This window comes from Corynebacterium sp., assembly GCF_030532715.1.
Lineage (GTDB): Bacteria > Actinomycetota > Actinomycetes > Mycobacteriales > Mycobacteriaceae > Corynebacterium.
The window spans coordinates 21,483-35,933 of sequence record NZ_JAUNKO010000002.1; the positions used below are offsets into that span (position 1 = coordinate 21,483).

The 14,451-nt window shown below is 60.0% G+C and carries 12 protein-coding genes; 8 read left to right on the top strand and 4 right to left on the bottom strand.

Features of this window, described 5'->3' with window-relative positions; translation table 11 throughout:
* Positions 1-3: 3 nt before the first annotated feature.
* Both sepH and serC read right to left on the bottom strand, forming a co-directional pair.
* Positions 4-936, bottom strand: coding sequence for a septation protein SepH (gene sepH, locus Q4D83_RS03200; protein WP_303172923.1), 933 nt, complete (start codon positions 934-936; stop codon positions 4-6).
* Positions 937-1,022: 86 nt separating this feature from the next.
* Positions 1,023-2,150: a phosphoserine transaminase gene (serC, locus tag Q4D83_RS03205; RefSeq protein ID WP_303172925.1), complete on the bottom strand. Its 1,128-nt coding sequence runs from the start codon at positions 2,148-2,150 to the stop codon at positions 1,023-1,025.
* Between the two features lie 86 nt (positions 2,151-2,236).
* On the opposite strand from serC, the gene Q4D83_RS03210 reads away from it, so the two are divergent.
* The 3 genes from Q4D83_RS03210 to fkpA all read left to right on the top strand — a co-directional run bounded on the left by Q4D83_RS03210 (position 2,237) and on the right by fkpA (position 5,381).
* Entirely contained in the window at positions 2,237-3,139 is a 903-nt protein-coding gene (locus tag Q4D83_RS03210; protein ID WP_303172927.1) for an aldose 1-epimerase family protein, read from the top strand.
* A 453-nt stretch (positions 3,140-3,592) separates the two neighbouring features.
* Entirely contained in the window at positions 3,593-4,888 is a 1,296-nt protein-coding gene (locus tag Q4D83_RS03215) for a citrate synthase (protein WP_303172929.1), read from the top strand.
* Positions 4,889-5,021: 133 nt separating this feature from the next.
* Positions 5,022-5,381: an FKBP-type peptidyl-prolyl cis-trans isomerase FkpA gene (gene fkpA / locus Q4D83_RS03220; protein WP_303172931.1), complete on the top strand. Its 360-nt coding sequence runs from the start codon at positions 5,022-5,024 to the stop codon at positions 5,379-5,381.
* Positions 5,382-5,398: 17 nt separating this feature from the next.
* Here fkpA and Q4D83_RS03225 read toward each other — a convergent pair whose 3' ends face one another.
* The gene (locus Q4D83_RS03225) at positions 5,399-6,562 is read right to left on the bottom strand and encodes an NADP-dependent malic enzyme (protein WP_303172933.1); all 1,164 of its coding nucleotides are present in this window, start codon (positions 6,560-6,562) and stop codon (positions 5,399-5,401) included.
* A gap of 10 nt (positions 6,563-6,572) precedes the next feature.
* Complete coding sequence (locus tag Q4D83_RS03230; RefSeq protein WP_303172935.1) at positions 6,573-8,087, bottom strand: carboxyl transferase domain-containing protein; 1,515 nt, start codon at positions 8,085-8,087, stop codon at positions 6,573-6,575.
* A gap of 69 nt (positions 8,088-8,156) precedes the next feature.
* On the opposite strand from Q4D83_RS03230, the gene Q4D83_RS03235 reads away from it, so the two are divergent.
* The 5 genes from Q4D83_RS03235 (at position 8,157) to Q4D83_RS03255 (ending at position 14,411) form a co-directional block, all read left to right on the top strand.
* Positions 8,157-8,993, top strand: coding sequence for an aldo/keto reductase (locus Q4D83_RS03235; RefSeq protein WP_303172937.1), 837 nt, complete (start codon positions 8,157-8,159; stop codon positions 8,991-8,993).
* A complete protein-coding gene (locus tag Q4D83_RS03240; protein WP_303172939.1) occupies positions 8,990-9,721 on the top strand; it encodes an enoyl-CoA hydratase in 732 nt (243 codons plus the stop codon). Before Q4D83_RS03235 ends, Q4D83_RS03240 begins: the two co-directional genes overlap by 4 nt.
* A gap of 51 nt (positions 9,722-9,772) precedes the next feature.
* Entirely contained in the window at positions 9,773-12,052 is a 2,280-nt protein-coding gene (locus Q4D83_RS03245; protein ID WP_303172941.1) for an HAD-IC family P-type ATPase, read from the top strand.
* A 364-nt stretch (positions 12,053-12,416) separates the two neighbouring features.
* On the top strand, positions 12,417-12,761 hold the full coding sequence (locus Q4D83_RS03250) for a DUF485 domain-containing protein (RefSeq protein ID WP_303172943.1): 345 nt from the start codon (positions 12,417-12,419) through the stop codon (positions 12,759-12,761).
* 3 nt (positions 12,762-12,764) lie between these two features.
* Entirely contained in the window at positions 12,765-14,411 is a 1,647-nt protein-coding gene (locus Q4D83_RS03255) for a cation acetate symporter (RefSeq protein ID WP_303172946.1), read from the top strand.
* Positions 14,412-14,451 lie beyond the last annotated feature (40 nt).

Sequence of the window (14,451 nt, forward strand, 5' to 3'; positions counted from 1 at the left end):
CGGCTAGCTCCTCGGGCGCTTCGTGCTCGTGCGCACCCCGAGGAGTACATCTTCCCAATGCGGTGTGACCGCTTTTCGACGCCGTTTCGGCTCCGGCGTTTTTCCCCCGCGCGGCGTCGGCTGCTCATCGTTTTCCAGGAACCCGTCGCCCTCGTGTGTATGTTCGTCTTTGACCACGGGGATGGGGGCGGTTTGCTCGGTGGGCGTAGGCACATCAAAGTGCGGCAGGCTGCGCACCGGCCGGGAGAACTGGGGGTCGATCAAATCCGCGGCGCTTGCGTTGCGGGCCACTACGGTGGGCGAAGCGCTTGTGCCTTTCGGATGATACGACCATTCGGCAGAGTTTTCGGAAATGCCGGATTTCCAACTTACCTTGACCACCCACTGGCCGGACTGGTCCCGATACGAATCCCATTTCGATGTGGTGAGGTCAATGTCTCGCGCCGCGAACGCGGTGGCCAGGATTTCCCACAAGGTGAGGGAGGCTGGGCCGTCGTCACGTACCGGCAGTGCGTGTTTCGCCAACTCCGCCATCCGCTCGCGCTCCAGCAAAATAGGGTGAGCGAACGGTTCGATGCGGGCCTCAATGACGCCGATCGATTCCGCCAACTCCGCTACCGAAGCACCACCTCGAATACGTTCTTGAATCTCACGTGGCCGCATGGTGAGCGGCCCGTTCGGCCGCGACTCCCGCTCCGGCGCGGGATGCTCCGCGGCCACGGTAATTGGCGGGGGTGGCTCAACGGCGGGTGGTGGTGGGGCCGCAGCCTCGTCGGTACGGTCCTGCTTATGTTCGATTGGCGGAGCGTCTGGGGAGGTGAGAATTTCCAGCAGAGTATCGTCCACGGCGAGGAAGAATTGCTCGTCGGAATCCTCAACGCACAGCACCAATGACGTGGCATTTGACTCGTGTGCGACAAGGTGCAGCTCGCGCATGACTCTCCTCAAAAGCTCGTGATCGAAACAACAAGGTGGATACACCCACTTGGGGTAGATGTATCCACCATAACGCGAACTTCGTGCTACTTGGCGGCGAAACCGCCGTCAAGGATGTAATCGATTGCCTTTGTCAGGGTGACAATGTCGGCGGAATCGATCGCCGGGAACATGCCAATGCGAAGCTGATTTCGCCCAAGCTTGCGATACGGTTCTACGTCAACAATGCCGTTCGCGCGCAGAATCTTGGCGATCTGCGCGGCGTCGATACCCTCCGCGAAATCGATCGTGCCCACCACGAGGGAACGTTTCGCCGGATCCGCCACATAACAGGAAGTTTCCTCGCGCGTGTCGGCCCACGCGTACAGCGCGGATGACGACGCCGTGGTGCGTTCGACCATACCTGCGAGCCCGCCGTTGGCGTTCATCCATTGCACCTGGTTGTCCATGAGCAGCAGGGTGCTTACCGCCGGTGTGTTGTAGGTCTGGTTTTTGCGGGAATTATCCACCGCGGTTTGCAGATTCAGAAACGCCGGAATAAATCGGTCGGAGGCGTTAATCTTTTCGATCCGCTCAATTGCCGCAGGGCTCATCGCCGCGAACCACAAGCCGCCGTCGGAGGCGAAACACTTCTGTGGGGAGAAGTAATACACGTCGGTCTGGTTGATATCCACGGGGAGCCCGCCCGCGCCGGAGGTGGCGTCAATGGCCACCAGCGCGTCAGTATCGGCAGGGCGCGTGACCTCGGCCATTGCGCCTGTAGATGTCTCGTTGTGTGCCCACCCCAGCACGTCACAATAAGCCATAGCCTGCGGGGCGGGGGCGTCGCCGGGTTCTGCGGACACAACCGTCGGTTCCGCAAGCCATGGGGCTTTCTTTGCGGCGGCGGCAAACTTGCCGGAAAACTCACCGAACGACAAGTGACCGGATTTCTTTTCGATCAGCCCGAAGGTAGCGGCATCCCAAAATGCGGTCGCGCCGCCGAGGGACAAGACGATCTCGTAGCCCTCCGGAAGTTGGAACAGCTCGCTCAAACCTTCGCGAATCGAGCCGACAACGTTTTTCACAGCGGGCTGGCGGTGGGAGGTGCCCATAATGCCCGGCTGGCCCGCAACAATCGCCTGAATCTGAGGGGAACGAACCTTCGACGGGCCACAGCCGAAGCGGCCGTCGACGGGGAGAAGTTCTGCTGGAAGGGTAGGAAACTCGGTCATGTCGAAGCGAAGACACTTTCTGTGAGCTTGCAAGAGGTGCTTCCCACTCTAGTCCCCGGTGCCCAGTTTCCGCGTACCCTGGGGTTATGACTGCGGACATTGCCCTGAAAAGTGGGAGATATCATGCTTGGATTACCGCCCGCGGCGGTGGGGTCCGAGGCGTTACTTGGGCCGGGAAAAACCTAGCGGACACGTATCCGCAGGCGAGCCCCGTGCCATTACATTGTGGTGTGATGTTGGGCCCGTGGCCTAACCGCACCGCCGATGGGATCTTCTCCCATCGCGGCCATATATATCGGCTGCCTATTACGGAACCCGAGCGCAACAACTCCATCCACGGTTTTGTTGCGGACGTCGATTGGGAGGTGAAGGCTGCAACGCCAGAAACCGCCGTTTTGCATTACCTGTTGGAGCCGCGACCGGGGTGGCCGTGGCGCATGCGCTTCGAAAACGAATACGCTCTAAGCGATGCCGGGTTGAAGTGTACCTCTCGCGTTTCCAATATGTCCGGGCATCGAATCCCCATGGGGCTTGGCGTGCACGCCTATATCAACGCGCAAGATGCCCCCTTGGATGATTGCGTATTGCACGTGCCGGCGGTGGCGCGGCTGCCTCTAGACCCGGACCGAAACCTGCCGTGTGGGCCGCTCACTCCGGTGGCGGGGACGCAATTTGACCTGCGTCATCGCATGCTTGCCGGTACCTGGCTGGATGACGCGTTTACGGTGGAAGCCGGCGACGGGGTGGAGTGCTCTGTGCTGGATGAGCACGGGGTGGGCTCTAAGTTGTGGTTCGACTCCGCCTTCGGCTGGGTGCAAGTCTTTACCGCGGCCCAATTCCCAGGGCGGGGGAGGGCCATAGCCATCGAACCGATGACGTGCCCGCCGAATGCGTTGCGGACCGGGGTTGACCTGATTTATCTGGATCCGGGCGAGTCCTGGGAGGCTTCGTGGGGCATAGCGGGGGTAGGCAATGAGGGTAAAAAGTGAATTTTGCGAAGTTTTATCTTCCATTCTCTGAATTGTTTACAGTAGTGGCAGCGAGGCCACTCCACGCTTAATGTATCCCGTGTCACACAGAAGGGTGTTCTGTGTGACACTCTCTTTCGTTGGGGGCTGTGAAGTGCATTATCGTGCGAAAATTGCGCCCTACATGCAAAACTTGCGTCAATTATGTGCGGAAATAGGGGATGCTTTTCGCTGTGAATTCGGTTGTGCCGGTGGGGCGTTTTCCTGCGAGGCGATGCTGTAAAGGTTCGCTAATGCGGGTACAACCATGTGGCTAAAACAGCAACAGCCGTATAGGTTGTAGGCATGCCCGCCAGGTGTGGATTGCGTGTGTCCTTATTGAAACCATACGGGGAGTTCACCCAAAGATAATGGTGCCGCAGCTGACTGCAGCTCTGGGTAAGGGCCTTGAAACCGACGTTCGAAAGGTAAACAGTGGCTACTGATAACAAGGATAAGGCTGTACTTCACTACCCGGGTGGCGAATTCGAGATGGACATTCTCAAAGCCACCGAAGGTAATGACGGTATCGCCCTTGGCAAGATGCTCAGTGAAACCGGCTTGGTCACGTTTGACCCCGGCTACGTGAGCACCGGTTCCACCGAATCCAAGATCACCTACATCGACGGTGATAAGGGCATCCTGCGCTACCGCGGCTATGCCATCGAGGATCTTGCTGAGCACGCCACCTTTAACGAGGTTTCCTACCTCCTTATTAAGGGTGAACTTCCCACCCAGGAACAGCTCCTGAAGTTCAACGATGAGGTCCGCCATCACACCCTGTTGGACGAGGACTTCAAAGCACAGTTCAGCGTCTTCCCGCGCAACGCACACCCCATGGCGGTGCTGGCATCTTCGCTCAACATCCTGTCCACCTACTACCAGGATTCCCTGAACCCGCTGAACCCGGAGCACTTGGAAAAGGCAACCGTGCGCCTGATGGCGAAGGTGCCGATGCTGGCGGCCTACGCGCACCGCGCCCGCAATGGTGAGCCGTACATGTATCCGGACAACTCGCTGAACGCGCGTGAGAACTTCCTGCGCATGATGTTCGGCTTCCCAACCGAGCCGTACGATGTTGACCCGCTGCTGGTGAAAGCCCTCGATCAGTTGCTGATCCTGCACGCCGACCACGAGCAGAACTGCTCCACCTCCACCGTCCGCATGGTGGCGTCCTCGCAGGCTAACATGTTCGTTGCCGTGGCCGCGGGTATCAACGCCCTGTCCGGCCCGCTGCATGGCGGCGCAAACCAGGCAGTGTTGGAAATGCTGGATGAGATCAAGGCCAACGGTGGCGACGCCACCGACTTCATGAACCGCGTGAAGAACAAGGAGCCCGGTGTTCGCCTTATGGGCTTCGGCCACCGGGTGTACAAGAATTACGATCCGCGCGCCGCGATCATCAAGAAGACCGCGCACGAGGTCATCGAAAAGCTTGGCGGCGACGATACCCTCGAGCTCGCCATGCGCCTCGAGGAAATCGCGTTGGCGGATGATTACTTCATCAGCCGTCGCCTGTACCCGAACGTGGACTTCTACACCGGCTTGATCTACCGCGCGATGGGCTTCCCCACGGACTTCTTCACCGTGCTGTTCGCCATGGGCCGCCTGCCGGGCTGGATCGCCCAGTACCGCGAGCTGATCGAGGATCCCACCTCCAAGATTTACCGCCCGCGTCAGCTGTACACCGGTGAAACTCTCCGCGAGTTTGTGCCGCGCGAGCAGCGTTAAAAGGCATTCAACGTTCCATAACGGCTGGTTTTCATCACAGCCCACGTATAATTGTGGGAAAAGTGTGATCGAACCAGCCGTTTGGCATGTTGGTCACATTCCGCTGTACAAGCAACATAAGGAGTATTCCCTCATGGAGAAACCCCAGATTGAGGTCCAGGCAGGTCCCGCACCCGAAGACCTTGTCATCGTAGACATCGTCGAAGGTGAAGGCCCCGAGGCTCAGCCGGGTGGCATGGTGGAGGTTCACTACGTTGGCGTGGATTTTGAAACTGGTGAAGAGTTCGATTCCTCGTGGGATCGCGGCCAAACCATCGAATTCCCGCTCAACGGTTTGATCGCCGGATGGCAGGAAGGCATTCCCGGCATGAAGGTCGGCGGGCGCCGCCAACTGACCATCCCGCCGGAGGCAGCTTACGGCCCCGCCGGGGGCGGGCACCCGCTGTCCGGTCGCACCCTTGTGTTTGTGATCGACCTGATCAGCGTCGGGTAACCCACCCGAACTTATCGCTACCGAATTTTCGCCGCGGCGCGGACGGCTTCGCTGACGGCGGGTGCCACGCGTGGGTCGAGCGGGGAGGGGACCACGTGTTCGGCATCGAGATTTTTGGCGGCGATTTCGGCGATGGCGCGGGAAGCCGCGAGCTTCATCGGGGTGGTGATGCTGGTGGCTCCCGCCGCTAAGGCCCCGTGGAAAATGCCGGGGAAAGCGAGCACGTTGTTGATTTGGTTGGGGAGGTCACTTCGCCCGGTGGCTACGACGGCTCCGTACTTTGCGGCGAGGGCGGGGTCGATTTCGGGGTCGGGGTTGGCTAGCGAAAACAGGATGGGCTGGTCGGCCATTTTTTGGAGTTCGGTTTCGCGTACGTGTCCTCGGGAGAGGCCAATAAAAGTGTCCGCGCCTTCGAGGGCTTCGGATACTCCGCCGATGAGTCCGCGCGGGTTGGTGATTTCGGCGAGGTCGCGTTTGATGCGGTTGAGTGGGGTGCGTCCGCGGTGGATAATGCCGCGGGAATCCAGCACTGTGATATCACGCACGCCCGCGCCGATGAGGATTTTGGTGCAGGCAACTCCAGCTGCGCCGGCGCCGGAGATTACTACTTTCAGGTCGGTGAGGTCGCGTTCTAGCAGGCTGCAGGCGTTTCGCAGGGCCGCGAGAATGACGATTGCGGTGCCGTGCTGATCGTCGTGCATGACGGGGATGTCAAGCATGTTGTCCAGCCGGCGTTCGATTTCAAAGCAGCGCGGCGCGGAAATGTCTTCCAAGTTGATGCCGCCGAAGCTGGGCGCGATGGCGGCGACAGCTGCGACAATTTCGTCGACGTCGGTGGTGTCGAGCACGATTGGCACGGCGTTGAGGCCCGCGAATCTGCCGAAGAGCTGGGCTTTGCCTTCCATGACGGGGAGTGCGGCTTTGGCGCCGATGTTGCCGAGGCCGAGCACCGCGGTGCCGTCGGAGACGATGGCAACATTGTTGCCGGCCCACGTGAATTCGCGAACAAGCGTGGGATCGTCGGCGATGGCTTCACACACGCGGGCTACCCCGGGCGTATACGCCAGGGAGAGGTCTCGGACCGTCTCCAGCGGGCGAGTCGAGGAGGTTGTGAGCTTGCCACCCGTATGGGCGTCGAAGATCTCAGCGTCGGTGAGAGCTCCGTAATCGTGGTCGTTCATGGTTTAAACCCTAGATCAGGCGTGCGGGGAGTGCTTCATAGTGTCGGAAGCGTTGTTCCCGGCCAACCCGTAGGGGGTTGTTTTCGAGTTCCCACAGCGTGTAGTCGATGTGGGCGATAACGTTGTTGATAAAGGCGTTCGGGTGGGCCGCGGCGTCGCCAAGCTCGGAAATGAGGCCATCAACGATGCCCGCAGCGAGGAGTGCTGGGGCGCCCACGCCTTGCTCCTGCATCATGTCCGCGGCGTGTTCCGTGTTGTGGTACATGATGGCAGATGCGCCTTCCGGCGGCAGCGGGGATAGCCAGGCGTTTTCAGCGGCGAGCACGCGGTCGGACGGCAGCATGGCTAGCGCTCCACCGCCACAGCCTTGGCCGAGGATGACGGAGACGGTGGGGACGTCAACGTCCACCAGCTCGCCGAGCGTGCGTGCGATTGAGCCGGCCATGCCTTGCTCTTCGGCGGCTTGGGAAAGCTCCGCGCCGGGGGTGTCGATGATGCTGATCAGCGGCAATTGCAGTTCGTGCGCAAGTTGAATGCCGCGTCGGGCGAAGCGCAGCGCCGCCGGCCCCAGCTCTGTGTCGGCGTGTGGCGGCTGGTGGTGGCGGTCCTGCCCGATCAACACCACTGGTCGGCTGCCGATTCGAGTGAGTGCCACCGTCACCGCGGGCGAGCGTCGCCCCTCACCGGTACCGGATAGTTCGATCCAATGTTTGGCCAGCGCCGCCTGAAGGTTTCGCACGCCTGGTCGCTTGAGGTCGCGGGTGCGCTCGATGGCTTCCCACGTGGGGTTGTCTGCCTCCCCGCTTGTCGACGCCGCGACTTCCGCAGGTTGCGCAGGCTCGCCGGGTTCGTCGCTGGGGAGCAGGACGTCAATAATCTTCAAGACTGCTTCGCGGAGTTGGGTGGGGGAGATGACACCGTCGATAACCCCATGTCGCGCGAGGTTTTCGCCGGTTTGCACACCATCGGGCATGGGGGTTCCGGTGGTGAGCTCCACCACGCGAGGACCCAGAAAGCCCAGCAATGCGTCTGGTTCCGCAAAGGTGAAATGCCCGGCGGACCCCCAGGACGCCAGCACGCCGCCTGTGGTGGGGTTTCGCAGATACACCAGGAACGGCAGGTGCGCATCCTTGTGCCGATACACGGCTGTGGTGATAGAGACCATGAGTGCGAATGCGGGGGTGCCTTCTTGCATGCGGGTCCCGCCCGACGAAGGCGAAATCAGCAGTGGTAATCCCGCCTCGGTGGCGCGGTGAATCCCCGCGATAATCCGGCGGGCGGTGGCCGCGCCGATGGAACCGCCAAGGAAGGAAAATTCGCTGAGCACAAAGGCCACGCGGGTGCCGCCCACGGTACCTTCCCCGGTGATCACGGCCTCGTCCACCCCGCTTTTCTCCCGTGCACGAGCCAGCGCTGCGCGGTAGTTTTCGGAAATATTTCCGTATTCCGGTGGGGTGTCCCAACTTATGAATGAATCTGCGTCGAGAACTTGGGTTATGAGATCGTGAGCGCCGGTACGTGTCATATTCAAAATCTAACGCGTGCGAGATTGTGACACAGGAAGCTATCGCTCTTTGGGGGTGATGCGTGTTTAATGGGGGCCATGAATATTCCTTCAGTCACGCTCAATGACGGCACGGAAATGCCGCAATTGGGTTTTGGTACCTACAAGCTTGAGGAGGAGCAGGCGTACACTTCGGTGCGTCGAGCTATCGAAGTGGGCTACCGCCACATCGACACCGCCGCGATCTACGGCAATGAAGAAGAGGTGGGTCGCGCCGTGCGCGACGCCGTTGCTGCTGGTGATACCACCCGGGATGAGTTGTTTATTACCACCAAATTGTGGAATAACCAGCAGCACGAGCCGGGGGTAGCGTTCCAGCAATCCTTGCGGCGGCTCGGCCTCGATTACATCGACCTGTATTTGGTGCACTGGCCGTGCCCGAAGCAGGACCAATTTGTCGCCGCCTTCGAGGGCGTGGCGCGCATTCAAGGGTTGGGCACCGTGCAGTCCATCGGTGTGTGCAATTTCTACCCGGAAGTATTGCATCGCATTATTACGGAAACCGGTGTGGTACCGGCGGTGAACCAAATCGAACTACACCCGGGTTTCCCGCAGGTTGAGTTGCGCGAGCTACACCAAGAATTGGGGGTGGTCACACAATCGTGGTCGCCGTTAGGCCAAGGGCAGTTGGTCACCGAACCTCGCATTGTGGAGATTGCGGCGACGCATCAACGGACCCCGGCGCAGGTGATCCTGCGGTGGCACCTCCAATTGGGGTTGGTGCCGTTGCCGAAGTCCGCCACGGATGCACGCATCCTGGAAAACTTACAAGTGTTCGATTTCCACTTGGGTGAGGACGAAATGGCCGCCCTCAACGCCCTTGATTCTGGCCGCATCGGCCCCGACCCGCTGGAGTTCCCCGCATGATCGTCCTTGAGCCAGATGGCTACGTTCTCAGCATTACGTTTGACCGTGACCCGCAGCGCAATTCGTTGACCGCGCAGGTGTGTACTGAGGTGGCAAACGCGATTGATGCGGTGGATTTCCCGGGTACCCGCGCGGTATTGATCCGGGGGCGGGGCAAGGCGTTTTGCGCGGGCGCTGATTTAAAGGGTGGGGTGTATGGCGATGATTTCCATGGGGCGTTGCACCGTATGCTGCGCAGCATCTTGGATTGCCCGGTGCCGGTGATTGCCGACGTCCAGGGGCCCGCCGTCGGCGCCGGAACTCAGCTCGCTCTGGCATGCGATTTACGCGTGGTTGGCGACGCCGGCTGGTTCCGAGTTCCGCCCGCCGAATTGGGATTTGCGCTGGACAATTGGACGATCCGCCGCGCGGTGTCCATGCTTGGCGGTTCGGTGGCGCGTTCGGTGTTGTTGGCGGCAGAAACTGTGGACGCAGACCTCGCCGAAGCGGTGGGTTTTGCCAACGCCCGCGGCGACGCGGATGACGCTTTGGCCTACGCGCAACGCATCGCCGGTTTTGCACCTTTGGCCCTGCGGCAGCTCAAGGGCGTGCTCAACGATGAAGGCTTTGGGTTTGCGTTGCGGCCGATTCAGCAGGAGCTTTACGAGCGTTGTTGGTCGAGTGCCGACGCCGCGGAGGCGCGGTCCGCCCGGGCGGAAAAGCGTGCCCCGGTGTTTAAGGGACAGTAGCCAGCCGAGGGTTTCCGGCGTGTGCGAAATGTCTCGCTAAAATCGACAGGCATGACGTACACCCCACCTTCGGGCCTGACCCGTGACGAGGTTGCTCAGCGAGTCCAGGCGGGTCTGGTGAATCGGCAGTCGCGCCGAACGGGTCGCAGCGTTGGAACCATTATTCGAACCAACGTTTTGACTCGGATCAATGCGATTCTGGGGGTGCTGCTGTTGATCGTGTTGGCGTTGGGGTCGTGGATTAACAGTGCATTTGGCACGCTGATCATTGCCAATTCGGCGATCGGGATTATTCAGGAGTTGCGGGCGAAACGCACCTTGGACAAGCTCACCATCTTAGGGGAGTCGCTGCCAACGGTGATCCGCGACGGGCGCAAGGAGGAAATTCTCCGCGACCAGCTAGTGCTGGATGACTTGATCGAACTTGGGGTGGGTGACCAATTGGTGGTCGATGGCGAGGTGCGCTCAGCGGATGGGTTGATGGTGGACGAGTCCATGCTGACCGGCGAATCCGAGCCCGTGCCCAAGGCTGTGGGCGACACGGTATGGTCGGGTTCGTTTGTAGCTGCGGGTACCGCCACCTACCAGGCGACGGCCATTAGCGAGGATGCGTATGCGGCGAAACTTGTTGCGGAGGCGGGGAAGTTCCAACTCACGGATTCGCAACTACAGGCGGGCATTAACTCGATCCTGCGATTGATTACCTGGCTGCTGATTCCCACGGGGCTGCTCACCGTGTGGACCCAGCTGACTCGCACGGGGGAACCGTTACGGGAGTCCATTCTTGCGATGGTTGCGGCGCTGGTGCCCATGCTTCCCGAAGGCCTCGTGCTGATGACCTCTATTGCGTTCGGGGTCGGCGTGGTGCGGTTGGGGCGTAGAAAAGCGCTGGTGAACGAGCTTCCAGCGATTGAGGGTTTGGCGCGCGTGGACGTGGTGTGCGTGGACAAAACCGGCACCTTGACGGAAAACCGCATGGAGCTCGCGGAGGTGCGACCGTTGGGCAAGGCGCCAGTGGAACGCATCCTTGCCTCGTTTGTTTCGGTGGAAAACCGGCCGAATGACACGCTGCAGGCGATTGCCACCATTGACGTAGAACCGTTCGAAGTGATTAGCTTCGAGGCGTTTAGCTCCGCAAAGAAGTTCGCCTCCGTCAACTTGGGGGAGCACGGCAAATGGTTCCTTGGCGCGCCGGACGTATTGGTGAGCAAACCGGCCGCGCGCCCCGCCGAAGAGCTTGCCGCCCAAGGCTTGCGCGTGCTTATGCTTTGCGACGCCGCGCGCACCCCCGAAGCCCTCGTCATATTGCGGCAGAAGATTCGAGATGATGCGCTGGAAACCCTGGAGTTTTTCCGCGCTGAGCACGTTGAGCTGAAGGTGATTTCGGGGGATAACGCGGCGTCGGTAGGCGCGGTGGCGCGCGAGCTGGGGTTGACGGGATCGGTGATTGACGCCCGTGAGTTACCCGCGGAGCCGGACGAGTTTCGGCGCGCTATTGAAGAGCACACGGTGTTTGGGCGGGTCACCCCAGAGCAGAAGCGCGAAATGGTGAAGGCGCTGCAACGCAATGGGCACACAGTGGCGATGACCGGTGACGGCGTCAACGATGTGCTCGCGCTGAAAGACGCCAACATTGGTATATCCATGGGCAGTGGTTCGCCGGCGACGCGGTCGGTGGCGCAAGTGGTGGTGCTTGATAATCGTTTTGCCACGCTGCCGCATGTGGTGGCGGAAGGCCGCCGCGTGATCGGAAACATTGAGCGCGTGGCAAACCTATTCCTTACTAAAACTGTGTATTCGGTTGTGATGGCGCTGATTTTCGCGGTGGTCGGAATTAAATTTCCGTTCCAAGCTATTCACGTCACTGTTACTGCTTGGTTCACTATTGGAATTCCCGCTTTCATCCTTTCATTGGCCCCTAACTATGAACGAGCTCGCCCGCATTTCGTGCTCCGCGTGTTGCGTTTTGCAATACCTTCCGGGTTGACGATCGGATTGTTATCCGCTGCTATGTGGCTGTGGCACTATCCCGGTGCGGCGGCGCCCGAAGCTTTGAAAACCCAGGCCGGTACGGCGGTGCTGTTGGCGCTGCTCGTCATGGCGTTGTGGGTGCTGGGGATCGTGGCGCGCCCTTATACATGGTGGAAAATCGTGCTGCTGACCGTATCGGTAGGGTTTTACGTGGTGCTGTTTTCTTCTAGCTGGTTGGCGCAGTTTTTCTTATTGGATCCCAGCAATTACGAGCTGCTGCTGCGAGGGCTGATCGTGGGGCTCTGTGGGGCGTCTGTGATTGAGTTGTGGTGGCGTCTGAGCAATGCGAAGCGGCGCTAAGGGTGGGGTTCGTTTTCCCGCGAGGAGGGAGTGATTGCGCACGTCGCATCTTGTTGAGCTCCACTAATAAGTGCGTGAACTATGCCACAGTGTGATTCGCAACCTTTGCAGGTGTGAAGATTGTGTGGCTTCGGGGGTAAATTAGCGAATTCTTTACATGCTGGTAGTCGAGATTTCGGGGGTGGTCAAATGCGTCGAATTGGTCAGACGTTCTCGTTTCACTTCCATATTGCAATGTGAGCTGGGTAACTTGGCCTCATCAACGAATGCAGTAACGAATTCGGCGTGCCACTGTGCAGTTGCAATTTGTTACACGCATTCATTCATCGTTTGACAACCACGCAGAAAGCGAGGCGATTCACCAGTGAGCGCCAATCCTCAGGCACACGCCGGGCGCCGTGAACCCACCGCGGCCGAATTCCGTGCCATGCAGGAGGCCCCCGAATTCATCGATTTGAAACGGACGTTCCGGTCCTTTACATTCCCGATGAGCGCGGCCTTCTTCGTGTGGTACATCGCATACGTGCTAATGGCAACCTACATGCCCAACATGATGGGGCAGGTGGTGTTCGGATCCATTAACGTTGGCATCCTGCTAGGCCTAGCCCAATTTGTCACCACCTTCGTAATTACCTGGTGGTATATCAAGTTCGCCAACAAGCAGATTGAGCCTCGCGCCGCTGCCATCCGTGCTGAGATGGAAGGTTAGTCAATGCCACAGACAGTTGTACTTGCCCAGGAAGCTACCGCGGGCAACCCGATCCTCAACATCGCCGTGTTTGTCGCGTTCATCGTGGTTACCATGGCGATTGTGATGCGGGTGGGTAAATCCACCTCCGATGCCTCCGACTTCTACACCGGTGGCGCATCCTTCTCCGGCACCCAAAACGGCCTGGCCATCGCGGGTGACTACCTTTCTGCCGCGTCCTTCCTCGGTATTGTCGGCGCCGTCGCCCTGTCCGGTTACGACGGCTTCCTTTATTCCATCGGCTTCTTCGTCGCGTGGCTGGTCGCCCTGCTGCTCGTTGCGGAACCGCTGCGAAACACCGGTCGCTTCACCATGGCGGACGTGCTTTCGTTCCGGCTCCGGCAGAAGCCGGTTCGCCTCGCGGCGGCGTTTGGTACCCTCGCCGTGTCCCTGTTCTACCTCATCGCACAAATGGCTGGTGCGGGTTCCTTGGTGTCGGTGTTGTTGGACATTCACGACGCCAGCACCCAAGCCATCGTCGTGGCCGTGGTCGGCGTCATTATGATCCTGTACGTGTTGCTCGGCGGCATGAAGGGCACCACCTATGTGCAGATGATTAAGGCCGTGCTGCTCGTCGGCGGCGTGGGCATCATGACCCTGATGATCCTGTGGTTCGTTAAGGGCAGCTTCTCTGAGCTGCTGGAGCAGGCCGTCGCTATGCACGGTAGTTCCGAAAATCTGCAAAAGGCGGGGTACGACGCCCGCGCCATCCTTGAGCCGGGCCTGAAGTACGGCAAGAACGCAACTACCCGCCTTGACTTCATCTCCTTGGGTCTCGCCTTGGTGCTGGGTACCGCTGGCCTGCCGCACGTGCTGATGCGCTTCTACACCGTGCCAACGGCGAAGGAAGCTCGCAAGTCCGTGACCTGGGCCATCATCCTTATCGGCGCGTTCTACCTCATGACTCTGGTGCTGGGCTACGCTGCCGCCGCCTTCGTGGGGCCCGACCGTATCCTGGCAGCCCCCGGTGGTGCGAACGCTGCGGCTCCGCTGCTGGCGTTGGAGCTGGGTGGCTCGATCTTCATGGCGATTATCTCCGCTGTGGCCTTCGCTACGGTGCTCGCCGTGGTCGCCGGCCTAGCGATCACCGCCTCTGCTTCCGTGGCGCACGACATCTACCACTCCATCATCCGCAGTGGCCAGTCCACGGAAGAGGAGCAGGTCCGCGTGTCCCGCATCACCGTGGTTGTCATCGGCGTGATTGCCATCGTGCTGGGTATTTTGGCCATGGGCCAAAACGTGGCCTTCCTGGTTGCTCTCGCGTTCGCTATCGCGGCGTCGGCAAACCTGCCAACCATCCTGTTCTCCCTGTACTGGAAGAAGTTCAACACCACCGGTGCGGTGGCAGCTATGTACACCGGCCTGATTGTGGCGCTGACCCTGATCGTGTTCTCCCCGGCAGTTTCGGGTGCTCCGAACTCGATGTTCCCCAGCATGGACTTCGCACTGTTCCCGCTGTCGAACCCGGGCATCGTATCAATCCCGGCGGCCTTCCTCGCGGGCATCATTGGTACTTTTGTTGGCAAGCCAGATAATTTGGATGACCTCCAAGCGGAAATGGAAGTTCGTTCCTTGACTGGCGTCGGCGTCGAAGCACCAGTCGATCACTAGAGCGAAACAATTCTTACCCTATTTTTGGGAGCTCCACCCC